A 23,969-nucleotide genomic window follows, 5' to 3' on the forward strand; every position below is an offset into this window, starting at 1 on the left:
GGGAGCGAGAGGGCGATGCGATCGACGTTTCACGGACTGGAAGTCGGCAAGCGGGCTCTCTTTGCCCAACAGGCGGCGATGCACACGACGGGGCACAACATCGCCAACGCCCACACGGAGGGCTACACCCGCCAGCGGGCGCACCTGCAGACGTCACTGCCGATTCCTTACCCTGGGTGGCAGGTCGACCGCGCGCCGGGGCAGGTCGGCACGGGGGTGACGGTGGCTGCCCTGGAGCGGATGCGCGTTGACTTTCTCGACGTGCAGTACCGGGGGCAGGCTAAGTACGCCGGCTACTGGACGGCGAAGGCCGACGCATTGTCGAGGCTGGAGGTGCTGTTTAACGAGCCGTCGGAAAGCGGCCTGCAGGCGGTACTCGATAGCTTCTGGCAGGCGTGGCAGGACCTGGCCAAGGAACCGGAAAGCCTGGCCGCCCGCGCCGTGGTGCGCCAGCGCGGCGTGGCGGTGGCCGAGACGCTGGCCGCGTTGCACCGCGGTCTGGTGGAGTACCAGAACGAGCTGAACGAAGCGATACGTGCCAAGGTGACCGAAATCAATTCCATCGCCGCACAAATTCGCGACCTGAACCTGCAGATTGCCCAGGTAGTGCCCCACGGTTACCAGCCCAACGACCTCTATGACCAGCGCGACGTGCTCCTGGATCGTCTGGCCAAACTTGTCGACATTCGCACCGAGCCGGCGGCGAACGGGATGATCAAGGTGTATATTGGCGACCCGGCGATGAACCAGGTGCTGGTGGACGGAATCACGGCGAACACGCTAGCCGCCGTGGCCGATGACCAGGGGCTGTACGCGGTGCGCCTCGGCGGCAACGACCTTGTGCTGACGTCGGGCGAGCTTCTCGGCCATCTCGAAGCGCGCGGCCAGGTGGTGGACGGCAAGCCGGTCGGCATCATCCCGTCGTTCCTCGAGCGGCTGAACAACCTCGCCGTCGTGTTGGCCAAGGAGATCAACGACCTGCACCGCGCAGGGATGAACCTCGACGACATCCAGAACCGGCAGGCAGACCCCAATGCCGCCCTCGACCGCCTGCCCTTCTTCATCGACCGCGCGTGGTACGAGGCCAACCCGAACGCCCTGAACGACCCGAACCTCGACCCCACCACCATTCCCGACCCCACCGACGCCGCCAATGTGATGGTCAACCCGCTCATCCTGGCGTCGCTCAACAAGATCGCCGCCGCCACGCCGGACCCGAACACGGGCATCTCCTCCGAGGGGGACGGTTCCACCGCCCGTGCCATCGCGGCGATCAAGTTCAAGACGATCACCGAGGGCCTGCCCGAGACGTCGACGCTCGACGATTTCTACCGCTACACCATCGCCCAGCTGGGTGTCGATTCCCAGGAAGCCCAGCGCATGAAGGCCAACAGCGAGCTTCTTGCCGGGGAGATCGACAACCGGCGCCAGTCCGTCTCCGGCGTCTCCCTCGACGAGGAGCTGGCCAACCTGGTAAAATTCCAGCACGCCTACAACGCCGCGGCGCGCCTGATCACGGCCCTCGACGAGATGCTCAACCGCGTCATCAACGGCATGGGCCGCGTCGGCCTGTAAAGGGGGTAGGAAACCATGACCGTGCGCATCACCCAGTCGATGCTGACCCGCACGTTCTTGCAGAACCTCTCCCGCAACCTCGCTTCGCTGGACAAGCTGCAGAACCAGCTGTCCACCGGCCGCAAGATTGCCAAACCCTCCGACGACCCCGTCGTCGCCGTCCGCGGCATGACCTACCGTTCGGCGCTGGTGGAGATCGAGCAGTTCAAGCGCAACGTCGACGAGGGGCTGACGTGGCTGGAGATGACGGACAACGCCCTCGACGAGGCGACCAACCTCCTGCAGCGGGCGCGGGAGCTCCTCGTGCGCGGCCTCAACGGGGGGGCGATGACCGCCGAAGACCGGGCGGCCATGGCCAAGGAGATCGCCCAGATCAAGGAGCAGCTCGGCCACGTGGCCAACACCGCCGTGGCCGGGCGGTACATCTTCGCCGGCACGGACACGAAGAATCCGCCCTACGACGCGCAGACGGGAACGTGGATCAACCAGAACGGCCAGGACATTCTCGTGGAGATCGGCAAGGGCATCTATCTGCCGATCAACGTGCTGGGGAAGGACGTGTTTGCCGTGCCCGACGCGGCAAATGGTATTTTTGGCATCCTCGACGCCATTGCCCGCGGCCTGGATGGCGATGCAACGGTGGACCTCAACGCGCAGCTCGGCAAGCTGGATGACCAGCTGGACAACCTCCTCGCCGTGCGGGCCACCGTGGGGGCGCGGATGAACCGCTTCGAGCTGATTCGGTATCGCCTCGAAGCCGACGAGGTGAACGTGATGCGCCTCCTGTCGAAGGAGGAAGACGCCGACATGGCCGAGGTGATCACCTACCTGAAGATGGCGGAGAACGTCTACCGCGCCGCCCTGGCCGCCGGGGCGCGGATCATCCAGCCCTCGCTCGTGGACTTCCTGCGGTGAGGAGGGGCCGCCGTGCAGCTTGCGCGCCTGGAAATCCGCCAGACCTTCGCCCGCCTGGGCCTGGAGATCACCCACCCGGTGCAGGAAATCGCGCAGCCGAAGCCCGATCTCGGCCTTACGCAGCGCCCGGCGCGCCTTTCCATCGAGCGCGTGCCGGGCCGTCTCGTCATCGACCAGTCGCAGGCGTGGGCCGCATCGGGACTGAAAGACCCCCTCACGCTGACGCGCGACTGTGCCGCTGAGGGGCGTGCGGCCGCCCTGGAGGGCATCGCCCGCATCGCGGAAGAGGGCGATCGGATGCAAGCCATCGAAACGGGCGAGAATGTCATCGCGGCTATCGCCACCGAGAAGGCGCTGTCGCCGCCGGCCGACTTCACCATCACCCTTATGCCGCCGCCTTTCAGCGTGAAGATGCGCTATGTGCCCACGCGGCTGGTGCTGCACTGGGAGCTCGGCGGTGCGTTTTTTGATCCCAAGATGTACAGGCCCGTGCACCGGTACATCCCGGGCGAGGTGAACCCCTACCTGCTGCAAAAGCAGCGGCTGGAAATCACGGTGGTGATGCCGCGGGTGGACCGCCGAGCCTGAGCCGCCGCGGCATCCCATCTTGTGGTTTCCTGATAGATGAATTCTTAAACAAATGTGGAGGTTACGTGCATGACGCTGCCTGCGGACAAGATCATCACTTTTCCCGAAGGATTGCCGGGCCTGGAAGGTGTCCGGCGTTTTTGTCTGGTTTCCCTCGGCGCGGATGCGCCCTTTGACGTGCTGCAGGCCGTCGACAACCCTGATATCCGCCTTGTTACCCTGGATCCGTTCCGGTGGTACCCGGGGTATGCGGTCGACTTGCCCGATGCCGAGGTGGAAGCCCTCGACCTGCGCGCGCCGGAGGAGGCCATTGTCCGCGCCGTGGTGGTGGTGCGGGAGCCCCTCGAGTGCTCGACGGTCAACTTGATGGCGCCGATCGTCATCAACGGGCGCACGCGCGTGGGCCGGCAGGTGGTGCTCCACGACGGCCCCTATTCGCTGCGCCACCCCCTCACAGAACCTCTTGCGGTTTCGGGGAACCGGCAGGTGACGTTGGGCCAGCCGGCAGAAGGGAGCGGCCGCTGATGCTGGTGCTGACGCGGAAAGTGGGCGAGTCGATCGTCATCGGGCAGGACATTGAGGTGACCGTCCTCGAGGTGCGGGGTGAGCAGGTGAAGCTGGGCATTCGCGCGCCGCGCAGTATAGCCGTGCACCGCAAGGAGGTGTACCTGGCCATCCAGGACGAGAACCGTGAAGCGGCCCAGTCGGTGGGCGAACTGGCGCAACTGGCGGCGTGGTGGCAGCGGCGAAGCGAGGCGCAAGGCGGAGAAAACGAGGGGCAAGAAGGAGAATAGCGGCAGAACTCGCCCATGATCTGCGATTTTTCGCCGTTATGGGTTCGCCGGAATCTCAAACCGCCCAAGAATTCGGTCGATCTCACCAGTAGAAGCGGTGCCGCATGCGGCCGATGCGGCGCACTGCTGCCTAGTCGCCACAGGGACGTGGCGAGAAACCATTTTCACGGAGGAGGAAGGAGTCATGCGCATCAACCACAACATCAGCGCGCTGAACACCTATCGGCAGCTGGCACTGAACAACACGTCGGTGGCCAAGTCCCTCGAGAAGCTGTCCTCGGGTCTGCGCATCAACCGCGCCGGTGACGACGCGGCCGGTCTGGCCATCTCCGAAAAAATGCGGAGCCAGATTCGGGGTCTCGAGATGGCGTCGAAGAACGCACAGGATGCCATTTCGTTGATCCAAACGGCCGAGGGTGCCCTGAATGAAGTGCACGCCATTTTGCAGCGCATGCGCGAGCTGGCGGTGCAGTCCGCGAACGACACGAACGTTGATGCGGACCGTACGGCGCTGCAAGATGAGATTACCCAACTGATCGCGGAAATCAATCGGATTGCCAACACGACCGAGTTTAACACCCAAAAATTGCTGGATGGCACCTTCTCCAGCAAAGTGTTCCATATTGGGGCCAACAAAGATCAAAATATCCAGCTGACGATTGAGGCGATGGACGCTGCTTCGTTGGGTGTTGATGGCGTTGACATCTCCGACCAAGCCGGTGCCAACAATGCGATTGAAACCATTGACACCGCCATTGAAAAAGTTTCGACCGAGCGTTCCAAACTCGGCGCTTACCAAAACCGCCTCGAGCATACCATCAACAACCTGGGCACGGCGGCCGAGAACCTGACGGCGGCGGAATCGCGCATCTGCGACGTCGACATGGCCAAGGAAATGATGGAATTCACGAAGAACAACATCCTCGTGCAGGCGGCCACGGCCATGCTGGCCCAGGCCAACCAAACGCCGCAGGCCGTGCTGCAGCTGCTGCGCTAAACCTCAATCGGAGTTCCGGGTCGGTCGTTCAGACCGGCCCTTTTTTATAAAGGTTAAAAACGAGCTACCTGGGATCGCGAGGCATGTCATGGGGACCATCCCATCTCTCAAATGGTTTCGGAATTCTGCCGATAGGAAAAGTGAAGCCATCAATTGTGGAGGGAGGTGCCCCGTGCATGTCGGCCGTGCAGGGGATTGGAATGGGGCGAGTGGGGGAGACGTCCTCGTTCGTGCCGGTTTCGGAGCATGGGCAACGGAGGATGCGGGAGGATTCCGCCTTGCCGGTTCGGCCTGTTAACTCCCAACCCGCTAAACTGCTCGAAATGTCCTTCGATCAACTCGTTGAGCAGGTGGAACAGGCTAACCGCTTCTTCCTCAACAACCATACCCACTTGGAGTTTTCCATCCACAAAGAAACGAAGGCCATCATCGTCCGCATCATCAACAGCGAGACCCAGGAAGTGATTAAGGAAATTCCGCCGGAAAAAATTCTCGACCTGGTAGCCAAGCTGTGGGAGATGGCGGGGCTCCTGATCGACGAGAGACGTTAACCGAGGAGGTGATTCCGCATGGTGATGCGCATTACCGGTTTCGCCTCGGGCCTCGACATCGACCAGATCGTCTCCGATCTCATGAAAGCGGAGCGCATTCCCCTTACGCGCCTGGTGCAAAAAAAGCAGCTCGTGCAGTGGCAGCGCGAGGCGTACCTGTCCATCAACAGCCAGCTGCTCAAGTTGCGCAACGCCGCCTTCGACCTGAGGCTCTCCAGTGCGCTCAACCTCAAGCAGATCGACATTACGGGCGACGCAAACGCCGTCAGCGCTAAAGCCACGGGCGGGGCCCTTGACGGGGTGATCACCGTCGAGGTGAAACAGGTGGCCACGGCGGCGCGGACGATCAGCGACACGCTGGACGCCCGGATGACCGATCCCAATGCTACGCTCGCCTCCCTCGGCCTTTGGACGGGAACGTATTCCCTCACCATCAACGGCGTGACGATCACCGGCGACGCCAGCACCGATTCCCTCAACACGCTGCTCCACAAGATCAACACGAGCAGCGCCGGCGTGACGGCCTACTACGACGCGGCCAACAACAGGATTTCCTTTACCGCGAAAGAGGCGGGGTGGGTCAACGGTCCGAACCGTGATGGCGACAAGATCACCTTTGACGATGGCGGCAGTGGCTTTCTGGGGACGGTGCTTGGCTTAAGCAGCGGCGTAAACGAGACCGCTGCCCAGAAGGCGATCGTCACGATCAACGGCCTTGAGTCAGAGCAGAACACGAACACCCTCACCGTGAACGGCATCACGATCACCCTGAAGGCGGTGGGCACGGCCACCCTCACCGTCCGCACCGACGTCGACGCCGTGGTGGCGAAGATCAAGGCCTTTGTCGACACGTACAACGAGACGCTGTCGCTGATCCAGACCAAGCTCACCGAGAAGCGCTACCGCGACTACCTTCCGCTCACCGAGGAACAGAAGAAGGAGATGACCGAGGAGCAGATCAAGCTGTGGGAGGAGAAGGCCAAGAGCGGCCTCCTGCGCGGCGACAGCGTGCTGCAGGCGCTGGAGCAGAGCCTGCGGTCCATCGCCACTGCTGTGTACAGCACGGGCAGCAGCGCGGTGAACTCCCTGGCGTCGATCGGCATCCGTTCCCTCAGCTATCTGGACAACGGGAAGCTGTATATTGACGAGGCAAAGCTGCGGCAGGCAATCGAAACGGATATCGAGGCGGTGAAGAAGCTCTTCCAGCAGGATGGCACGACGGTAGCGGAAAAGGGCATCGCCGTTCACCTGTACGACCGCGTGGCCCAGGCGATGAGAGAGGTGACGCGCAAGGCCGGCAGCGACCCGAACGTGCTCGACAGCAGCGTGCTTGGCTGGCAGCTGCGCGACCTCAATGCACGCATCTCGGCGTGGGAGCAGAAGCTCATCGACATCGAGAACAAGTACTACCGGCAGTTCACGGCCATGGAGCAGGCCATCAGCCGCTACAACATGCAGGCGATGTTCCTGGCGCAGCGGTTCGGCGGAGGTGTGTAAGGATGAACCCGACCATGCAGCAGTATCGCCAACAGGTGGTGCAGACAGCGACGCCGGCGCAGCTCCTGCTCATGCTGTATGACGGGGCCATCCGCTTCACCAAGCAGGCGATTGCCGCCACTAAGGAAAAGCGCATCCAGGAGGCCCACGAGGCCAACCTGCGGGTGCAGGACATCGTGCGCGAGTGGATGGTCACCCTCGACCCCTCGTATCCGATCGCCCAAAACCTCATGGCCCTCTACGACTATTTCCTCCACCTGCTCATCCAAGCCAACGTGAAGAAGGATCCCGCGCCGCTGGAGGAGCTGCTGGGTTACCTCGAGGAGCTGCGCGACGCCTGGGCCCAGGCGGCCAAGCAGGTGGCCGGGCAGATGGCCCTGGCCGAGGGCGGCGCGAAGCGATGAGCGGAGACGTTCGCGCCGCCGCCCTGCGCCAGTGCGAGGCGGTGCTGGCGCAGACGCGGGCCTTCCTCAACGCCGTGGGCAACGGGAGCGCGGGGCAGTCGCAGGACCCGCTTGGCTCCAGCGACCCGGCGGCCGGGCAACCCGGCCCGGCGATCGGCGTCGACGACGCGGTGGAGCGGGCCGAGGCCCTTGTCGCCGCGCGGGAGGCGCTGGTTTCCATCCTGAAGGCCCACCCGCACCTGGAAGGCGACCCCGACGTCCGGCGGGCCGTGCGGGCCATCTTGACCCACGACGAGGCGGTGCGCGCGGCCATGCGCGACCTCCACACGCGGCTGGGTGCACAGGTTGGCCAGCTCCGCGCGGCCAAGCGCCAGCAGGCGGCGTACCAGGGCGCCGTTTCCGCGGCGGTGTTTGTGGACCGATCAATTTAATTTTTTGCTGCCCAAGCCAAAATGCCGGGCCATGCTTGTTTGCGATGCGAAGAAAGGGAACCCCGGGCGGTAGCCGGGGGATGTTTTTTGTCCCTGCTTTTCACCGCTTGGCGGACTTCCATGTGGATGAGGACAAGGGGGATAAAAAAGCACCCCCGTTTCAACCGGGAGTGCTTCGGTCTGTTCACCGTCAGAATGGCTTTTGTGTTTCCTCTTGTTTTTTAGCTTCCGCAAGGATCGTGTCGTACGCGTTGCGCTGATGCTGGCGCAACCCTTCCAAGCGCCGATCCTCCTCAAAATACCGCCATACCGATGGGTTACGTCGAATGGCCTCCTTCATCCAGCTGAGGGCAGAGGTCCACTCCTGTTGACCGGCGTACAAGGCCGCCAGGTCGCATGCCGCTTGGTAGTTGTCGGGGTGGAGTTCCAAATCTTTGAGAAAGCATTCTGCGGCTTTGAGGACATCACCCTTTTCCCAATATGCATACCCCAGCGCGATGTAGACGTTGTAGGTTGTAGACGGTAGGGTCAACGGCGATCGCCTGTTCAAGCAGGGCAATCTTTTGATTGGTGTCGTTTACTTGGTAGGCGGCCAACAATTTTTGCATTGCTTCCTGCTGACGGTAAAGTTGATCGGCAAGCGATTTCTTGACTTGTTGCACGTGTCGGTTGACTTCTTTTTCGATCATGCCGGGCAATTCTCGGGCGGTGATCCAACCATACAGGGCAAAGGCGATTCCGCCCAAGGCGCTGGCAGCGGCCACGACCGTAAGCAAATAGTTGAGGTGGCTGACGTCAAGATGGCCGCGGCTTCCCGATGTGATCACCAGGAACCCAACGAGAACACCAAGAAGTACAGCAATCCCCCAGGGCGCAATTGATCGCATGGTTTCACCCCCATTCCCTTCCATTATACAGGAATTCCTATGGTTGAGGGTCGTGGATTTCTGTATTCATTCGCAACGTGTGTTGCAACCGGCGTTTGCGAAGGGAATGAGTCGTTATAGAAAGCCTCGACGAAATGTATATTTTTTCAGAAGGAAAATCGCTTTCAATTATCGAATAGCGCAAATAATCCGTCATAAATTAAGGCAATGTGGCTCCTTGACAACAAAACCGTAACGTGGGCTTGTGGGTAACGTGGACAAATTGGTTGTGGACAATGTGGACAAGTCTGTGCATAACTGATGGCTTGCGGGTTGCGCCTGTGGAGAGTGGTGGGGATGCATTGGGGATAAGCGGTGTTGCACAGATTTCCGTTGCGTTTCTATGCAGTTCTTCGTATAATCATGCTGATTGATCTTGCGGAAACCGAAGGAGGAGAGGACGCATGCGCCTTCGTTACGGAACGCTGATTGTCTGGCTATTGGCTCTTGTCCTCATCGCGGTCGGTTGCGGCATGCAGCAAACGGCACAAACGGGAGCGGACGGGGAGGCGGCTGACGGGAAAAAAACCCTCATTGTCGGCACGAACGCGGCGTTTGCGCCCTTTGAGTATGTCGATGCGAACAATCAGCTGACCGGCTTTGACATCGACCTGATGAAGGCCATCGCCGAGGAAGCGGGCTTCGCGGTGCAGTTCAAGGACATCTCGTGGGAAGGGCTGTTCCTGACGCTCCAAAACGGGGAGACCGACGTACTGATTTCGGGGATCACCATCACCGACGAGCGCAAGGAAACGATGGATTTTTCCGAACCGTATTTTGAAGCGGAGCAGCTCATCGCCGTGCGGGAAGACGCCAATATCACGCAATTTGCCGACCTGAAGGACCAGAACATGACCGTAGGCGTGCAAACCGGATCGACGGCCGATATCATCGTGAGCGAGCTGCTGGGCAAAACCTCGTCGAACATCAAGCGGTACGAGGCGGTGCCCAACGCGATGCAGGCGCTGCAGATCGGCGATGTCGACGCGGTGGTGGCCGACAACGCCGTGGTGCAGAACTACCTCAAAAACAATCCCGGTGTCAAGCTGAAAACAGTGGCCGACGAGGCATTCCCGAAGGAGTACTATGGCATTGCTGTGAAGAAGGGGAACAAGGAGCTGCTCGACAAGATCAACCAGGCCCTGAAAACGCTCAAGGAAAACGGCACGTACGACCAGTTGTACGAAAAGTATTTCGGCAAAGCAGGCTGAAGCGACCGGACGTACGAAAGCACCGACGGCCCGCGCGTCCAGGGCGGTGCCGTCGTGCTTTCCGTTTTCAAGGACGGGTGTGCGTACGGTTCGGGTGCCGTCCATCTGCCAATCACGACGCGATTTGGGTCGTTGCCCCGAGGAGGATTGAGAGATGCTGGATTGGAGCATCATCGTGGACTACGCCCCGCTATATGCGGAGGGCTTTTTTCGCGCCGTCTCCATCACTGCGGTGTCGATCCTGATCGGCACCGTGTTCGGCATGTTTCTCGGCATGGGGCGCCTGTCAAAGCGCACGTGGTTGCGCGCTCCGATTGTCACCTACATCAACTTTTTCCGCGGCACGCCGCTCCTGGTGCAGATCTTCATCATCCATTTCGCCCTCATCCCCACGTTGTTTGGCCAGTCCCTCGGCGTGTGGGTGTCGGGCATCACCGCCCTCAGCCTGAACAGCGCCGCGTACATCGCCGAGATCTTTCGCGCCGGCATTCAGTCCATCGACCGCGGCCAGATGGAGGCGGCCCGGTCGTTGGGCATGCGTTACAGCCAGGCGATGCGCTACGTCATCCTGCCGCAGGCCTTCAGGCGCATGCTGCCGCCCCTCGGCAACGAGGCCATCATGCTGCTCAAGGATTCCTCGCTGCTCATGGTCATCTCCTTCCCGGAGCTGATGTATGCGTCGAAGACGGTGATGGGCGCCACCTCGCGGGCATGGGAGCCGTACCTGACGGCGGCGGTGTTGTACCTCGTGGTTACGTTGCTCCTGGCGCGGCTGGTGTCGAAGCTGGAGGCGCGCGATTCGACCCGATAAGCGTAAGCGGTTGTGAACAGCGCGGGAGATCGCCCCGCGTTTTTTTGTATCGTAGGAATGGGAAGAAGGGAAGGCGTGGCCGGGAAAGGAAACAACCGTTGTGGAAAACGGGTTTGTGGATTGTGTGGACAACCCTGTGCATAACGGATCGCATCGGGAATCGTCATGTGGAAAGCGGTGGGGATAACGGGAAGAGGGTTTCGAAAAGGGGAGACATTTGTCGAAAATTCCTGTTGATTTTGTATACTCGGGCCTGTATACTCATACGTGATTTCCGTTTGTCCGTTTAACGTGGTAATGTATCGTTGCGTTTGATCATGCGGCGCCGGACCAAACGATACGGGGAACGCGACACAAACCGGAAAGACAGGGAGGAACGGAAGATGAACAGGCTGCGCACGTGGATAACGGGCCTCGCGCTGGCGGCGCTGGTGGTGGCGGCTGGATGCGGGACGAAGGCGACCGATGTGGGCCAGGCGGGGCAAGCGGGTGACGGCGGCAAGGAGACCATCGTGGTGGGTACCGACGCCGCCTATGCACCCTTTGAGTACGTGGACGCCGACAACAACATCGTCGGTTTCGACATCGACCTCATGAAGGCGATTGCCGAGGTGGCCGGGTTCGACGTGCAGTTCGTCAACACGGCGTGGGAGGGCATTTTCATCACCTTGCAGAACGGCGAGCGCGATGCGCTGATTTCGGCTATCACGATCACCGACGAGCGCAAGGAGACAATGGATTTCTCCGAGCCGTATTTCGAGGCCACGCAGCTGATCGCCGTTCCGCAGAACGCCGACGTGACGAAGTTTGCCGACCTGAAGGCGAAGAACCTTCGCGTGGGGGTACAGACTGGAACGACGGGCGACGTGGCCGTCAGCGCGTTGCTCGGCAAGACGTCCCCGAACATCAAGCGCTACGAAACGACGCCGCACGCCCTGCAGGCGCTGGCGATCGGAGAAGTGGACGCCGTGGTGGCGGACAACGCGGTGGTGCTCCATTACATCCAGCACAACCCCAATGCCAACTTTAAGGCCATCGCGGACCCGTCGTTCCCGAAGGAGTCCTACGGCATTGCCGTGAAGAAGGGGAACCGGGAGCTGCTCGACAAGATCAACCGGGGGCTGAAGGCCATCAAGGAAAACGGCCGGTACGACGAGATTTACAACGCGTATTTCGGGAAACAATAAAAAAACCGGGGCGCCCCCCGCTTGGCGGCAGGGATACGGTGTGCGCATTGCCGTGCGGCGTGCGCATTGCGAAAAATTTTTGGCGATTTTCGTTGACTTTTCCTCCGCCGCGTGGTACACTACGACTGTGGGGTCGCCCTCACGTAAATTTTTAGAAGGAAAGGATTGTGTTTCATGCAAGGTCGAGTCAAATGGTTTAACGCGGAGAAGGGTTACGGGTTCATTGAGCGCGAAGATGGCGGCGATGTGTTTGTGCACTACACCGCCATCCAGGAAGACGGATTCCGGACGTTGGAAGAAGGGCAACTCGTACAATTTGACATTGTGGAGGGCCCCCGCGGACCGCAAGCGGCCAACGTCGTCAAGTTGCATGGGTAAGCGGTCACGTCCGTCAACCTGGAGCATCGAGACGCGAGCGTCGACACGAAACCCTCGGGTGTGATCCCGGGGGTTTTCATGTTTTTGTACGCATTCGCGCGCCGTGTCGAAGGGATGGGATGTGGTGTCGAATAGACACGATTTTGTTAAGGATTCCGAAAGCGAAAGGCAGGACTTTGGACTTCCGACCCAGAATAGATGTGGTACAAGGGGAAAGGAGGCATCGGCAATGCGGTTCAACATCCGCGGTGAGAACCTCGAGGTCACGCCTGCCCTTCGGGAGTACGCCGAGCGGAAGGTCAGCCGGCTCCAGCGGTATTTTGATGAGGTGCCCGATGTGGACGTCCAGGTCACGATGCGGGTGGTGAGGGAGGCGCACACGGTTGAGGTGACCATCTCCCTGCCGCGTCTCTTGCTGCGTGCCGAGGAAACCAGCGCCGATATGTACTCGTCCATCGATTTGGTCGTCGACAAGCTGGAGCGGCAGATCCGCAAGTACAAAACGAAAATTTACCGAAAGCTTCGACAGGATGGAAGCCTGCGGGACCTCATCCGCGGCGCGGAGCCCGAAAACGGACAGGCGGACGAAGAGGAGGAGCCGGGGATCCCCATTGTCCGCGTGAAGCGGTTCAACCTCAAGCCGATGGACCCCGAGGAAGCCGTGCTGCAGATGAACCTCCTGGGCCACAACTTCTTCGTGTTTGCCAACGCGGAGAACCATCACGTGAATGTCGTGTACCGGCGTAAGGACGGCACGTACGGGTTGATTGATCCAGAGGCGTAAGGAAAGCGCTTTGATCTCCGGTGCAAGCGTGATCCGCTCCCCAGGCTACACGCCGGCTACCCGCTTTGGCGGGGCGGCGGAAGCCGGATCGGGAGCGATTTCTTTTTTCTATTTATCGGATGCGATGATATAATACCTGTTTAGAGGCGATAAGGGGTGATGCAACCCATGTTGGGGCTGTTAAAGAAGTGGATTGGCGACGCCAACGAGCGGGAAGTCAAACGCTTGTGGCGTGACGTGGAAAAGATCAACGACTGGGAGCCGAAGGTGGCGCGTCTGTCCGACGCCCAGTTGCGCGCCAAGACCGACGAGTTCAAAAACCGCCTGGCACAGGGCGAGACGCTGGATGACATCCTGCACGAAGCGTTTGCCGTTGTGCGCGAGGCGGCCAAGCGCGTCCTCGGCATGCGCCATTTCGACGTGCAGCTGATGGGCGGCATCGTGCTGCACCAGGGGCGCATCGCCGAAATGAAGACCGGGGAAGGGAAAACCCTCGTCGCCACGCTGCCGGCCTACCTGAACGCCCTGTTGGGCAAAGGGGTGCACGTGGTGACGGTGAACGAATACCTGGCCCAGCGCGACGCGACGCAGATGGGTAAGGTACACGAATTTCTCGGCCTCACCGTGGGCCTCAACCTCCAGGGGATGAGCCCGGAGGAGAAGAAGCGGGCCTACGCGGCCGACATCACCTACGGCACGAACAACGAGTTCGGCTTCGACTACCTGCGCGACAACATGGTGCTCTACAAGGAGCAGATCGTGCAGCGGCCCCTTTTTTATGCCATCATCGACGAGGTGGACAGCATCCTCATCGACGAGGCCCGCACACCGCTCATCATCTCCGGCCAGGCGGCCAAGTCGACGGAGCTCTATTACGTGGTCGACCGCTTTGTCCGGCAACTGAAGCCCGGCGAGGACTACACGGTGGACGAGAAGGACCGCCGCGTAATGCTCACCGAAAAGGGCATCGCCCGGGCCGAGGAATACTTTAACATTGATAACCTATATAATACTGAGCACATGCTCCTCAACCACCACATCCAGCAGGCCCTGAAGGCCCACGCGCTGATGAAGCGCGACGTGGACTACGTGGTGGAAAACGGCCAGGTGATCATCGTCGACGAGTTCACCGGCCGTCTGATGCACGGCCGGCGCTATAGCGACGGGCTGCACCAGGCCATCGAGGCCAAAGAGGGCCTTGAGGTGCAGAACGAGACGATGACGCTGGCCACGATCACCCTGCAGAACTATTTCCGTATGTACCAGAAGCTGGCCGGAATGACCGGTACGGCCAAGACGGAAGAGGAAGAGTTTAAGAAGATCTACGGCATGGACGTCGTGGTCATCCCGACGAACAAGCCGATGATTCGCAAAGATCTGCCCGACGTGGTGTTCAAGACTCAGGAGGCCAAGTACCGCGCGGTGGTAGAAGAAATCGTTCGCCGCCACAAAAAGGGTCAGCCCGTTCTCGTCGGCACCACGTCGATCGAAAACTCTGAGCGGCTGTCGGAAATGCTGAAAAAACGCGGCATCCCCCACGAGGTGCTGAATGCCAAGCACCACGCCCGCGAGGCGGAGATCATCGCCCGCGCCGGGCAGCGGGGGGCCGTGACCATCGCGACGAACATGGCTGGCCGGGGGACGGACATCGTCCTCGGTGAAGGGGTGGCCGAGCTGGGCGGCCTGCATGTTATTGGCACTGAACGGCACGAGAGCCGGCGCATCGACAACCAGCTGCGCGGCCGGGCCGGGCGCCAGGGCGATCCGGGGTCGTCGCAATTCTTCCTCTCCCTCGAGGACGACCTGATGCGCCGCTTCGGCTCGGAGAACATCATGGCCATGATGGAGCGGCTGGGGCTTGACGATGACCAGCCGATCGAGAGCCGCATGGTGACGAAGGCCATCGAGGCGGCCCAAAAGCGCGTCGAAGGGATGAACTTCGACCTGCGTCGCCTCGTGCTCCAGTACGACGACGTCATCAACCAGCAGCGCGAGGTGATTTACAAGCAGCGCCGCGAGGTCCTCGAGCGGGACAACATCCGCGACATCGTCATCGGGATGATCGAGAGCGTGGCCGAGCGGCTGGTCGACGAGCATTGCCCGGATGACCAGGTGCCGGAAGAGTGGCGGCTGGACGAGCTCGTCGAGCAGGCCAAGAACCTCTTTTTGCCCGATGTGCCCCTTGAAGTTGAGGAGATCTGGGGCAAGGAACGGGAAGAGATCCTCGACGTGCTGAAGGCGAAGATCGCCGAGCAGTACGCCAAGCGCGAGGAAGAGATTGGTCCGGAGGTCATGCGCGAGTTCGAGAAGGTGGTTGTCCTGCGTGCCGTGGACTCGAAGTGGATGGACCACATCGACGCCATGGACCAGCTGCGCCAGGGCATCCACCTGCGCGCCTACGGCCAGACCGATCCGCTGCGCGAGTATCAGTTTGAGGGGTACAACATGTTCCAGGAGATGATCGCCCGCATCGAGGAAGAGGTGGCCACGTACATCATGCGCGCCCAGGTGGCGGGCAACCTGCAGCGCCAGGAAGTGGTGAAGCCGGTGATGACGATCGGCGGGTCGTCGAGCAGCGACGAGCCGGTGCGCCGGCCGGTGCGTGTGGAGAAGATCGGGCGCAACGACCCCTGCCCGTGCGGCAGCGGGAAGAAATATAAGAAGTGTTGCGGGGCCCAGGAAGCGTGACCCGCTTCCTGCGGTCACGCGCTACGGGTGCACGCGGCTTGGCGTGTTGCCGGATGCGTGTCCCGGATGCCCTTCAACCCGAACACTGGACGAGAGGTGATGACCGTGACGATCCTTTCCCTTGCCGAACTGAAAGCCGAGCTTTCCATCACAGCCAAGCGATTGGCGGAAATCAGGGGGTCTCTTTGACCTCCCTGGGAAGAAAGCGCGGATTGCTGCCCTTGAGGAGGAGATGGCCGCTCCCGACTTCTGGGACGACAACGCCGCAGCCCAGAAGGTGATCGGCGAGCTGAATGCCCTCCGAAAGCAGGTGGAGACCCTCGAGGGGCTCCAGGCGGCCTACGACGACCTCGAGGTAATGGTCGAGTTGGCCCAGGAGGAGGATGACGAGTCGCTCCTGCCCGAAATCGCCGAACATCTGGCCAAGCTGAAGGAGCAGCTGGCCCAGTTTGAGCTGGAGCTGCTCTTGAACGGCCCCTACGACAAGAACAACGCCATTGTGGAGATCCACCCGGGCGCTGGGGGGACGGAGTCGCAGGACTGGGCGTCGATGCTCCTGCGCATGTACACCCGCTGGGCGGAGGACAAGGGGTACGTGGTGGAAACCCTCGACTACCAGCCCGGCGAGGAAGCTGGCATCAAGAGCGTGACGCTGCTCATCAAGGGGCACAACGCCTATGGGTACCTGAAGGCGGAGAAGGGCGTCCACCGGTTGGTGCGCATCTCCCCCTTCGACGCGGCGGGCCGCCGCCACACGTCGTTTGTCTCTGTCGACGTGATCCCGGAGATGGACGACGACGTGGAAATCGAGATCCGGCCCGAAGACCTGCGCATCGATACGTATCGCTCGAGCGGTGCCGGCGGCCAGCACGTCAACAAGACGGAGTCGGCCGTGCGCATCACCCACCTGCCGACGGGCATCGTGGTGACGTGCCAGTCGGAACGCTCGCAAATCCAGAACCGCGAGCGGGCGATGAAGATCCTCAAGGCGCGGCTGCTCGAGCTTAAACGCCAGGAGCAGGAGAAACAGCTGGCCGAACTGCGCGGGGAGCAGAAGGAGATCGCGTGGGGCAACCAGATCCGCTCGTACGTCTTTCACCCCTATTCGCTGGTGAAGGATCACCGCACCGGCGTGGAGGTGGGGAACGTGCAGGCGGTGATGGACGGGGAGATCGACGTGTTCATCGACGCCTACCTGCGCCAGCAGGTACAAAAGCGCGAATCCGGCGGCCAGCAGGCGTAGTGCCGCCGCGTCCGGCCGCGGCTGGAGGAGAAGCGCACGCAGATCGGAGGAAACCAAGCGTAAGGATGAGCCACGTGATGGGGGAACACCTTCGACCCAACCGGCGCCGTGCGCGGGGGACAGAAATACGCGTCTGGGCGGCCGAATACGGCCTGTTGACCGCGGGGGCCTTCTTTGTGGCCCTGGCGTTCAACCTCTTTTTGAACCCCAACGGCATCGCAACCGGGGGCGTGAGCGGCATCAGCACGGTTGTGGAGGCCGTGTTCGGCGTGCGCCCGGCCATCACGCAGTGGGCGCTTAACATCCCCCTGTTTCTTGCCGGCGTACTCGTCCTGGGGGGACAGTTCGGTTTCAAGACGTTGTACGGCACCCTGGTGCTGCCGCTCTTTGTGCTCCTCACCGACCCCCTGCCGCCGCTGACCCGCGATCCGCTGCTAGCGGCGGTGTTCGGCGGCGTGGGGGTCGGGATCGGGCTGGGGCTGGTGTTCAAGGCCCGCGCATCAACGGGCGGCACCGACGTGGCGGCGCAGATCCTGCACAAGTTCACCCGATGGTCGCTGGGGCTGTGCATCTTGCTCATCGACGGCTTCGTGGTGCTCACGGCCGCCGTGGTCTTTGGCCCTGAAGGTGCGCTCCACGCCCTGGTGGGCCTGTTTGTGACGGGGAAAACGATCGACCTCGTGCAGATGGGGATGGGGTACGCCAAGATGGGCCTGATCATTTCCCGGCATGAAGAGGCGATTCGCCAGGCCATCCTGCACGAGCTGGACCGCGGCGTGACGCGCATCCCGGCCGTGGGCGGCTATTCGGGACGGGAACGCCACCTCCTCCTGTGCGTGGTCCATTGGCGCGAGGTGCCCAAGCTGAAGGAGCTGGTGGCGCAGGTGGATCCGGAAGCCTTCGTTATCGTGACGGAGGCGCATGAAGTGCTCGGCGAAGGGTTTCAGGCCCTCGACGGATTCAAACGATAAGGGGAGGCGGATATGATCCGGCACATCCCGACGGGTTTCGGTGAGGCGCTGTTGGACGTGGCGCGGCGGCGGCCGTCGCTGGTGGTTATTGCCACGGAAGGCGCAGAGCCGCTTGTCGAGTCCTTTTCCCGGGTGTTTCCCGACCGTATTTTCCGCGTGTCGTCCGGCGGTGCCAATGCCCTGAGCATGGCCGCTGCGCTGGCGCTGTGCGAGAAAACGCCGGTGGTGTTCACGGCGCAGCCGCTGCGGTTTTGGTGGCCGCCCGAATGGAAAGCCGTGGCCACGCCGATCAAGGTGGTTCGTGTGGTGGACCCGGAGGAGGATGAGGAGCATGCCGCCGGCGCGGAAGAACTGGCGCTTGTGCGCGCCTGGCCGAGTGGTGCGGTGGTGATTCCTGGGGATGAAGCCGAAGCGCAGGCGGCGTTGGAGGCGGTGTTGACGCGGCCGGAATTCGTCTACCTCCGCCTCGATGTCGGCGAGCTATCCCCGCGCGTGCCGGCGCTGGCCGGTGCGCCGTTCCGGTGGGGACAAGGCGCACTGCTGCGGACGGACGGCAAGGTGCTGCTTTGCGCCACCGGCGTGGCCGTGCGGGCGGCGCTGGCGGCGGCGGAACGGCTGGCCCCGGTGGGGGTGCCGGTTTCCGTGCTCCACCTGCCCACCGTGAAGCCCCTCGACGAGGCGCTGCTCGTCGAGGCGGCCCGGCCGGTCAAGGGCGTCGTCACGGTAGAGCCGGCCGGCGCCCGCGGCGGCCTGGGCAGCGCCGTCGCCGAATGCCTCGCCGCGCGCCTGCCCAAGCGGGTGTACCGCGTCGGGGTGGCGGATGTGCGCGCCGAAACGGGCACGCGGAAGGAGGCTGTTGTGGAGCGCCTCGTGCAACTCGCCCGCCAAATCGGGACATACTAGACACGGTGAAGGGGGACATCCCGATGGAAGGAGGGCGAGTGCATGCGAAAGGGGAGGCGCTTTGGGCGCCGCGCGCTGGTTGGCTTTGCCCTTGTCGCCCTGCTGGTGGGGTGCCGGGCGGGCCAGGAACCGCAGCCCCCTCAGGAAGCCCAGCCCCAGCAGCCCGCGGCCGGCGGGTATGACGCCGCGCGCGCGCAGGCGATCTTTCAGCAATCCTGCTCTTCGTGCCACGGGGCCAACCTTGAGGGGAGCGTCGGGCCGAACCTGCAGAAGGTGGGGGCCAAGTACAGCGAAGAGGAGATCCTCGCCATCATCGAGAAGGGGCGCGGCCAGATGCCGGGCGGCCTGGTGAAGGGCGATGAAGCAAAGAACCTGGCCGCCTGGCTGGCCGACCACAAGTGACCGGAAGAATTGGGGAAGCGGGATGCATACGCGGAAGCCGACCGGGTTACCGGTTGGCTTTTCTTTTTCGGCGGACGCCCGATTCTTTATGAAAGCGCTTTAGCGATTTCGCTTCTGTGGTTCACGTGTTTTGCGAAACAGGAAATTTGGGGATTGAATGAGTATACTTATGGTCGTATAATAATGCACATGAAACCGGTCCGGTACACGGGGGTATGCGGAGGAGGGGACAGGCGATGCACGTGGCCATTTTGGGCGCCACCGGATACGGAGGAGCGGAACTGGTTCGCTTGTTGCGCCACCACCCTGAGGTGACGATCACGGCATTGTACGGCCATTCCCAGGGCGGCAAGAGGCTTGCGGAGGCCTTTCCCCATCTGGCCGATTGGGATGTCGCGGTGGAGTTGTTTGATCCCGCCGACGCGGCGGCGCGGGCCGATGTGGTGTTCACGGCCACACCGGCGGGCGTTAGCCACACGGTGATTCCTGCGCTCTTGGAACGGGGCGTGCGCTGCATCGACCTGTCCGGCGATTTCCGGCTGAAGCGCCGCGACACGTACCGCCAGTGGTACGGCAAGGAGACGGCCGACGAGGCGCTCCTCGCGCGGGCGGTGTACGGGCTTGCGGAATGGTTCGCCGACGCGGTGCGGAATGCCCGGTTGGTGGCCAACCCGGGCTGTTACCCGACGGCCACGCTGCTGGGGCTCTTGCCTCTGGTGAAGGAGGGCCTCGTCGAGGACGACGACATCATCGTCGACGCCAAGTCCGGCGTGTCGGGGGCGGGGCGATCGCCGGGCCTGTCCACCCACTTCAGCGAGGTGAACGAAAACCTCACCGCCTACAAGATCGGGGTGCACCAGCACATCCCCGAGATCGAGCAGACCGTTGCTTCGGTGACGGGCCAGGCGGTGCGCCTCACCTTTATCCCGCACCTCGTGCCGATGACGCGCGGGATTTTGGTCACGATCTACGCCCGCGCCAAGGCGGGCGTGACGGAGCGCCACCTGCGCGAGGCCCTGCTGGCGGCTTACGCCGACAAGCCCTTTGTGCGGGTGCGCCCCGCTGGCGTGGTGCCGCGCACCAAAGACGTGTATGGGTCAAACTATTGCGACGTGAACGCCTTTTTCGACGCACGAACGGGACGTGCCATCGTTGTGGCGGTCATCGACAACCTGGTCAAGGGCGCGGCGGGCCAGGCCGTGCAGAACCTGAACCTGATGATGGGCTGGCCGGAAACTCTCGGTCTCGAGCGGGGCCCGGTGTTCCCGTAAGTTCCCGCGATTTCCCTGGCGGAAGGACAGGTGGACGACCATGAAGCACAGTGTGGTTTTCGCTCATGGCCAGCAGGAAGCGGAATTGGCCGACAAGTGGGGCATTCGCGTCGTGCCCGGCGGCAGCGTCACCACACCGGTGGGCTTTGTCGCCGGTGGGTTCCACTGCGGCATCAAGCGCAAGCGGCCGGACCTCGGCGCCATCCGCTCGGCGGTCCCGGCGACAGCGGCAGGCGTGTTCACCCAAAACCGGTTCCAGGGCGCGCCGCTCGTCGTGACACGGGAAAGCCTGGCCGAGGAAGGCAAGCTGCAGGCGGTGGTGGTCAACAGCGGCATTGCCAACGCCTGCACGGGGAAAAAGGGACTGGAGGACGCCTATGCCATGCGCCGGCTGGCCGCCGAGGTGCTCGACGTGCCGGAGCCCTACGTGGCTGTGGCGTCAACCGGGTGGATCGGACGGCCGCTGCCGATGGATGTGGTGGAGGCGGGCCTTCGCCGGCTGCCCCAACACCTTGGCCCGCACAACGCCGAAGGGTTTTGCCAGGCCATCCTCACCACCGACACGTTCACCAAGTCCGTCTGCGTGGAGATGACCATCGACGGCAAGCGCGTGCATCTCGCCGGGGCGGCGAAGGGCTCGGGGATGGTGAGGCCGAACATGGCCACGATCCTCGGTTTTCTCACCACCGACGCCGCCGTGGAGCCGGAGGCGCTCCAGCGGGCCCTGAAGCGCGTCACCGACGAGACGTACAACATGATCACCATCGACGGGGACACCAGCACGAACGACATGGTGCTTATCCTGGCCAACGGGTTGGCCGGCAACCGGCCGCTTCACGAGGGGCATCCGGAGTGGAAGCGGTTCGAGCAGGCGCTCCTTTATGTGTCGCGGCGCCTCAGCCAGATGATCGCCCGCGACGGGGAAGGGGCGACGAAGCTGATCCAGGTACACGTGCGCGGGGCGGCGACGAAGGAGGTGGCCCGCGCCGTGGCCAAATCGGTGATCGGCTCCAACCTCGTCAAGTCGGCCATGTTCGGAGAGGACGCCAACTGGGGCCGCATCATCGCCGCCGTCGGCTATTGCGAGGCGCCCATTAACCCGGAGACGGTGGACATTTGGGTCGGCGACGTGCAGCTGGTCAAAAACAGCCTCCCCGTTCCGTACGACGAGGCGGCGCTGCAGGCGCACCTGGAGCGGGAGGCGGTACACATCACCATCGGCCTGAACCAGGGTCGTGCGGAAGCAACGGCCTATGGATGCGATCTCACCTACGAGTACATCCGCATCAACGCCAGCTACGGTCGGGCGTAAGGAAAGAAGGATTATCCTGAAGCCGGCCGGAGGCGAAGCGGGCGCGCAGGCGGATGCGAGAACGGGTGAGGCCCACGCCGACAGGAGGCGGAGGGCCGGGCGGAGGGAGAGGAACCGATGGGCCAAGGGACGCTGGTGGTCAAATGCGGCGGGAGCGCGATGAACGCGCTGCCGGACGGCTTCTTCGCCGATCTGGTCGCCCTGCGGCACAACGGGATAACGCCGGTGGTGGTTCACGGCGGGGGGCCGGCCATCTCCACGCTGCTCAAACGACTCGGGATTGAGCCCGCTTTTGTGAACGGGATGCGCGTGACCGACGAGGCGACCCTCGAGGTTGTGGAAATGGTCCTTGCCGGCGCGATCAACAAGCAGCTGGTGCGGCGCATCTGGCGCGCCGGCGGCCGGGCGCTGGGGCTTTCGGGGAGCGACGGGGCGCTCTTGGAGGCCCAGCCGATGACGGGGCCGCTGGGACGTGTGGCGACGGTCAAGCGGGTGAACGTGGCGCTCCTCCACCAGGTAGCGGCGATGGGATACATCCCCGTCATCGCCCCGGTGGGGATGGACGAAACAGGCCAGGCGTACAACATCAACGCCGACACGGCGGCGGGCGCGGTGGCGCAGGCGTTGGCCGCCGTGCGTGTGGTGCTCGTCACCGACGTGCCGGGCATCTGGGTGGAAGAAGGCGGCGTGCGGCGGGTACTCGACGTCGTCGACAGCGCCGCAGCGGAGGCGCTCATCGCCCGGGGCGTGATCACCGGGGGGATGATCCCCAAGGTGCGTGCGGCCCTGGATGCCCTTGCCGCGGCAACGGAAGTGCTGATCGTCGACGGCCGCGAGCCAAACGTGTTGAAGCGGGCCGCCGCCGGCGAACCGGTGGGCACGCGTCTGGTGCGCCACACCGCGACCACGTCGGCCGGGAAAGGGGGCGACGAGGGCCGTGACGCTGTTTGACACCTATGCCCGCTGGCCGGTGCGGGCCGTGCGCGGGGAGAAGCACTGGCTGTGGGACGAGAGCGGGCGGCGCTACCTCGACTTCACTTCGGGCATCGGTGTGACCAACCTCGGCCACGTACCGGAGGCGGTGAAACAGGCCGTGGCGGCGCAGCTGGAAGCCCTGTGGCACTGCTCGAACTTCTTTCACATCCCCCTTCAGGAACGCCTGGCGGAGAAGCTGTGCACGCTGAGCGGTCTTGACCGCGCCTTCTTCTGCAACAGCGGGGCCGAGGCCAACGAGGCGGCGATCAAGCTGGCCCGGCGCTACTTCCAGGTGGTGAAAGGGGAAAAGCGATATGAGGTGGTCACCTTTCACCGGTCCTTCCACGGCCGCACCCTGGCCACGCTGACGGCGACGGGGCAGGAGAAGGTGAAGACGGGCTTTGCCCCGCTGCCGGAAGGCTTCCGGTCGGTACCCTACGGGGACCTGGCGGCGCTGGAGGCCGCCGTGACGGACAACACGGCGGCGGTCATGCTGGAACTCGTGCTAGGGGAGGGCGGCGTGGTGCCGGCGGAACCGGCCTTTGTGCGCGGTGTGGCCGAATTGTGCCGTCGACGGGACCTCCTCTTCATTGTCGACGAGGTGCAGACCGGCCTGGGACGCACGGGCACGCTCTTTGCGTTCCAGCAGTATGGCGTGGTGCCGGATGTCGTGACGCTGGCCAAGGGGTTGGGCAGCGGCCTTCCCGTCGGAGCGATGCTGGCCAAGGCGTTTCTGTCCGATGCCTTTGGACCGGGAAGCCACGGCACCACCTTTGGCGGCAATCCCGTGGCCATGGCCGCGGCGTTAGCCACACTGGAGGAGCTGGAGCGCGGCGGGTGGCTCGAGCGGGTGCGCGCAATGGGGGCCCTCTTGAAGGAGCGGCTGGCGGAACTGGCCACGCGAATGCCGGCGGTGGTCGAGGTGCGCGGTCTGGGCCTTATGCTCGGCGTGCAGGTGACGGTGCCGGTGGCCGACGTCCTGGCGGCGCTGCGCAGGCGCGGCGTGCTGATGCTGCCCGCGGGCACGGACGTGATCCGCCTCCTGCCGCCGTTTACGATCGGGCCGGCGGAAGTGGAGGTGGCGGTGCGGGCGCTGGCCGAGGCGCTGGACGAGGTGGCGGCGCAGGGGGGAGACGCGAAGGCGGAGTGATCAAC

The 23,969-nt window shown here is 63.1% G+C and carries 26 protein-coding genes; 24 read left to right on the forward strand and 2 right to left on the reverse strand.

Features of this window, described 5'->3' with window-relative positions; genetic code table 11:
- Positions 1–15 precede the first annotated feature (15 nt).
- From flgK to ACYQ0Z_RS05385, 10 genes are all read left to right on the forward strand, one after another.
- On the forward strand, positions 16–1,575 hold the full coding sequence (flgK, locus tag ACYQ0Z_RS05340) for a flagellar hook-associated protein FlgK (RefSeq protein ID WP_459865240.1): 1,560 nt from the start codon (positions 16–18) through the stop codon (positions 1,573–1,575).
- Between the two features lie 15 nt (positions 1,576–1,590).
- Positions 1,591–2,490 (forward strand): flagellar hook-associated protein FlgL, encoded by a 900-nt coding sequence (gene flgL / locus ACYQ0Z_RS05345; RefSeq protein ID WP_459865242.1) that lies wholly within the window; start codon positions 1,591–1,593, stop codon positions 2,488–2,490.
- A 12-nt stretch (positions 2,491–2,502) separates the two neighbouring features.
- Positions 2,503–3,078 (forward strand): DUF6470 family protein, encoded by a 576-nt coding sequence (locus ACYQ0Z_RS05350; RefSeq protein WP_459865244.1) that lies wholly within the window; start codon positions 2,503–2,505, stop codon positions 3,076–3,078.
- 69 nt (positions 3,079–3,147) lie between these two features.
- Positions 3,148–3,603 carry a flagellar assembly protein FliW gene (fliW, locus tag ACYQ0Z_RS05355; protein WP_459865246.1) on the forward strand — a complete coding sequence of 152 codons (456 nt, stop codon included), beginning with the start codon at positions 3,148–3,150 and terminating at the stop codon, positions 3,601–3,603.
- Positions 3,603–3,872 (forward strand): carbon storage regulator CsrA, encoded by a 270-nt coding sequence (gene csrA / locus ACYQ0Z_RS05360; RefSeq protein ID WP_459865248.1) that lies wholly within the window; start codon positions 3,603–3,605, stop codon positions 3,870–3,872. Before fliW ends, csrA begins: the two co-directional genes overlap by 1 nt.
- A gap of 184 nt (positions 3,873–4,056) precedes the next feature.
- Positions 4,057–4,869, forward strand: a complete 813-nt coding sequence (locus ACYQ0Z_RS05365; RefSeq protein ID WP_459865250.1) for a flagellin N-terminal helical domain-containing protein — start codon at positions 4,057–4,059, stop codon at positions 4,867–4,869.
- Between the two features lie 176 nt (positions 4,870–5,045).
- The gene (locus tag ACYQ0Z_RS05370; RefSeq protein ID WP_459865252.1) at positions 5,046–5,420 is read left to right on the forward strand and encodes a flagellar protein FlaG; all 375 of its coding nucleotides are present in this window, start codon (positions 5,046–5,048) and stop codon (positions 5,418–5,420) included.
- Between the two features lie 18 nt (positions 5,421–5,438).
- Entirely contained in the window at positions 5,439–6,917 is a 1,479-nt protein-coding gene (fliD, locus tag ACYQ0Z_RS05375) for a flagellar filament capping protein FliD (RefSeq protein ID WP_459865254.1), read from the forward strand.
- 2 nt (positions 6,918–6,919) lie between these two features.
- On the forward strand, positions 6,920–7,321 hold the full coding sequence (gene fliS, locus ACYQ0Z_RS05380; RefSeq protein WP_459865256.1) for a flagellar export chaperone FliS: 402 nt from the start codon (positions 6,920–6,922) through the stop codon (positions 7,319–7,321).
- Positions 7,318–7,752: a flagellar protein FliT gene (locus ACYQ0Z_RS05385; RefSeq protein ID WP_459865258.1), complete on the forward strand. Its 435-nt coding sequence runs from the start codon at positions 7,318–7,320 to the stop codon at positions 7,750–7,752. The genes fliS and ACYQ0Z_RS05385 overlap by 4 nt, the downstream gene beginning before the upstream one ends.
- A 190-nt stretch (positions 7,753–7,942) precedes the next feature.
- Here the strand turns inward: ACYQ0Z_RS05385 and ACYQ0Z_RS05390 are convergent, their stop codons facing one another.
- On the reverse strand, positions 7,943–8,311 hold the full coding sequence (locus ACYQ0Z_RS05390; protein WP_459865260.1) for a tetratricopeptide repeat protein: 369 nt from the start codon (positions 8,309–8,311) through the stop codon (positions 7,943–7,945).
- A complete protein-coding gene (locus tag ACYQ0Z_RS05395) occupies positions 8,217–8,639 on the reverse strand; it encodes a hypothetical protein (RefSeq protein WP_459865622.1) in 423 nt (140 codons plus the stop codon). Before ACYQ0Z_RS05395 ends, ACYQ0Z_RS05390 begins: the two co-directional genes overlap by 95 nt.
- Positions 8,640–9,082: 443 nt before the next feature.
- Here ACYQ0Z_RS05395 and ACYQ0Z_RS05400 point away from each other — a divergent pair, with 443 nt between their 5' ends.
- The 14 genes from ACYQ0Z_RS05400 (at position 9,083) to argD (ending at position 23,964) form a co-directional block, all read left to right on the forward strand.
- A complete protein-coding gene (locus tag ACYQ0Z_RS05400) occupies positions 9,083–9,889 on the forward strand; it encodes a basic amino acid ABC transporter substrate-binding protein (protein WP_459865262.1) in 807 nt (268 codons plus the stop codon).
- A 154-nt stretch (positions 9,890–10,043) separates the two neighbouring features.
- Positions 10,044–10,700 (forward strand): amino acid ABC transporter permease, encoded by a 657-nt coding sequence (locus ACYQ0Z_RS05405; protein ID WP_459865264.1) that lies wholly within the window; start codon positions 10,044–10,046, stop codon positions 10,698–10,700.
- Between the two features lie 383 nt (positions 10,701–11,083).
- Positions 11,084–11,887: a basic amino acid ABC transporter substrate-binding protein gene (locus ACYQ0Z_RS05410; RefSeq protein ID WP_459865266.1), complete on the forward strand. Its 804-nt coding sequence runs from the start codon at positions 11,084–11,086 to the stop codon at positions 11,885–11,887.
- Between the two features lie 174 nt (positions 11,888–12,061).
- On the forward strand, positions 12,062–12,265 hold the full coding sequence (locus ACYQ0Z_RS05415; protein ID WP_459865267.1) for a cold shock domain-containing protein: 204 nt from the start codon (positions 12,062–12,064) through the stop codon (positions 12,263–12,265).
- Positions 12,266–12,494: 229 nt separating this feature from the next.
- Positions 12,495–13,049, forward strand: coding sequence for a ribosome hibernation-promoting factor, HPF/YfiA family (gene hpf / locus ACYQ0Z_RS05420; protein WP_459865269.1), 555 nt, complete (start codon positions 12,495–12,497; stop codon positions 13,047–13,049).
- A 168-nt stretch (positions 13,050–13,217) separates the two neighbouring features.
- The gene (gene secA2, locus ACYQ0Z_RS05425; RefSeq protein ID WP_459865604.1) at positions 13,218–15,737 is read left to right on the forward strand and encodes an accessory Sec system translocase SecA2; all 2,520 of its coding nucleotides are present in this window, start codon (positions 13,218–13,220) and stop codon (positions 15,735–15,737) included.
- A gap of 99 nt (positions 15,738–15,836) precedes the next feature.
- Positions 15,837–16,980 (forward strand): peptide chain release factor 2 gene (prfB, locus tag ACYQ0Z_RS05430; RefSeq protein WP_459865271.1). Its coding sequence is split into 2 segments (ribosomal slippage): positions 15,837–15,923 and positions 15,925–16,980, totalling 1,143 coding nucleotides; the frame shifts between segments, so codons are not numbered across the junction.
- A gap of 77 nt (positions 16,981–17,057) precedes the next feature.
- The gene (locus ACYQ0Z_RS05435; RefSeq protein ID WP_459865273.1) at positions 17,058–17,951 is read left to right on the forward strand and encodes a YitT family protein; all 894 of its coding nucleotides are present in this window, start codon (positions 17,058–17,060) and stop codon (positions 17,949–17,951) included.
- Between the two features lie 12 nt (positions 17,952–17,963).
- Positions 17,964–18,854 (forward strand): transketolase C-terminal domain-containing protein, encoded by an 891-nt coding sequence (locus ACYQ0Z_RS05440; protein ID WP_459865275.1) that lies wholly within the window; start codon positions 17,964–17,966, stop codon positions 18,852–18,854.
- A 42-nt stretch (positions 18,855–18,896) separates the two neighbouring features.
- Complete coding sequence (locus ACYQ0Z_RS05445) at positions 18,897–19,256, forward strand: c-type cytochrome (protein ID WP_459865277.1); 360 nt, start codon at positions 18,897–18,899, stop codon at positions 19,254–19,256.
- 236 nt (positions 19,257–19,492) lie between these two features.
- Positions 19,493–20,527: an N-acetyl-gamma-glutamyl-phosphate reductase gene (gene argC, locus ACYQ0Z_RS05450; RefSeq protein WP_459865279.1), complete on the forward strand. Its 1,035-nt coding sequence runs from the start codon at positions 19,493–19,495 to the stop codon at positions 20,525–20,527.
- Between the two features lie 40 nt (positions 20,528–20,567).
- Positions 20,568–21,839: a bifunctional glutamate N-acetyltransferase/amino-acid acetyltransferase ArgJ gene (argJ, locus tag ACYQ0Z_RS05455; protein ID WP_459865281.1), complete on the forward strand. Its 1,272-nt coding sequence runs from the start codon at positions 20,568–20,570 to the stop codon at positions 21,837–21,839.
- A gap of 117 nt (positions 21,840–21,956) precedes the next feature.
- Positions 21,957–22,790, forward strand: coding sequence for an acetylglutamate kinase (argB, locus tag ACYQ0Z_RS05460; protein ID WP_459865283.1), 834 nt, complete (start codon positions 21,957–21,959; stop codon positions 22,788–22,790).
- Complete coding sequence (gene argD / locus ACYQ0Z_RS05465) at positions 22,777–23,964, forward strand: acetylornithine transaminase (RefSeq protein ID WP_459865285.1); 1,188 nt, start codon at positions 22,777–22,779, stop codon at positions 23,962–23,964. The genes argB and argD overlap by 14 nt, the downstream gene beginning before the upstream one ends.
- Positions 23,965–23,969 lie beyond the last annotated feature (5 nt).

This window comes from Calditerricola yamamurae (assembly GCF_054654135.1).

What these genes read in the sequence shown, in the direction of transcription:
- ACYQ0Z_RS05370 (WP_459865252.1), top strand. Translation starts at nt 5,046, where the DNA reads ATGTCGGCCGTGCAGGGGATTGGAATGGGGCGAGTGGGGGAGACGTCC.
- ACYQ0Z_RS05435 (WP_459865273.1), top strand. Translation starts at nt 17,058, where the DNA reads ATGGGGGAACACCTTCGACCCAACCGGCGCCGTGCGCGGGGGACAGAA.
- csrA (WP_459865248.1), top strand. Translation starts at nt 3,603, where the DNA reads ATGCTGGTGCTGACGCGGAAAGTGGGCGAGTCGATCGTCATCGGGCAG.
- fliW (WP_459865246.1), top strand. Translation starts at nt 3,148, where the DNA reads ATGACGCTGCCTGCGGACAAGATCATCACTTTTCCCGAAGGATTGCCG.
- fliS (WP_459865256.1), top strand. Translation starts at nt 6,920, where the DNA reads ATGAACCCGACCATGCAGCAGTATCGCCAACAGGTGGTGCAGACAGCG.
- ACYQ0Z_RS05440 (WP_459865275.1), top strand. Translation starts at nt 17,964, where the DNA reads ATGATCCGGCACATCCCGACGGGTTTCGGTGAGGCGCTGTTGGACGTG.
- argB (WP_459865283.1), top strand. Translation starts at nt 21,957, where the DNA reads ATGGGCCAAGGGACGCTGGTGGTCAAATGCGGCGGGAGCGCGATGAAC.
- flgK (WP_459865240.1), top strand. Translation starts at nt 16, where the DNA reads ATGCGATCGACGTTTCACGGACTGGAAGTCGGCAAGCGGGCTCTCTTT.
- argJ (WP_459865281.1), top strand. Translation starts at nt 20,568, where the DNA reads ATGAAGCACAGTGTGGTTTTCGCTCATGGCCAGCAGGAAGCGGAATTG.
- hpf (WP_459865269.1), top strand. Translation starts at nt 12,495, where the DNA reads ATGCGGTTCAACATCCGCGGTGAGAACCTCGAGGTCACGCCTGCCCTT.
- fliD (WP_459865254.1), top strand. Translation starts at nt 5,439, where the DNA reads ATGGTGATGCGCATTACCGGTTTCGCCTCGGGCCTCGACATCGACCAG.
- secA2 (WP_459865604.1), top strand. Translation starts at nt 13,218, where the DNA reads ATGTTGGGGCTGTTAAAGAAGTGGATTGGCGACGCCAACGAGCGGGAA.
- ACYQ0Z_RS05365 (WP_459865250.1), top strand. Translation starts at nt 4,057, where the DNA reads ATGCGCATCAACCACAACATCAGCGCGCTGAACACCTATCGGCAGCTG.
- ACYQ0Z_RS05410 (WP_459865266.1), top strand. Translation starts at nt 11,084, where the DNA reads ATGAACAGGCTGCGCACGTGGATAACGGGCCTCGCGCTGGCGGCGCTG.
- ACYQ0Z_RS05405 (WP_459865264.1), top strand. Translation starts at nt 10,044, where the DNA reads ATGCTGGATTGGAGCATCATCGTGGACTACGCCCCGCTATATGCGGAG.
- ACYQ0Z_RS05395 (WP_459865622.1), bottom strand. Translation starts at nt 8,639, where the DNA reads ATGCGATCAATTGCGCCCTGGGGGATTGCTGTACTTCTTGGTGTTCTC.
- ACYQ0Z_RS05385 (WP_459865258.1), top strand. Translation starts at nt 7,318, where the DNA reads ATGAGCGGAGACGTTCGCGCCGCCGCCCTGCGCCAGTGCGAGGCGGTG.
- argC (WP_459865279.1), top strand. Translation starts at nt 19,493, where the DNA reads ATGCACGTGGCCATTTTGGGCGCCACCGGATACGGAGGAGCGGAACTG.
- flgL (WP_459865242.1), top strand. Translation starts at nt 1,591, where the DNA reads ATGACCGTGCGCATCACCCAGTCGATGCTGACCCGCACGTTCTTGCAG.
- ACYQ0Z_RS05415 (WP_459865267.1), top strand. Translation starts at nt 12,062, where the DNA reads ATGCAAGGTCGAGTCAAATGGTTTAACGCGGAGAAGGGTTACGGGTTC.
- ACYQ0Z_RS05445 (WP_459865277.1), top strand. Translation starts at nt 18,897, where the DNA reads ATGCGAAAGGGGAGGCGCTTTGGGCGCCGCGCGCTGGTTGGCTTTGCC.
- ACYQ0Z_RS05400 (WP_459865262.1), top strand. Translation starts at nt 9,083, where the DNA reads ATGCGCCTTCGTTACGGAACGCTGATTGTCTGGCTATTGGCTCTTGTC.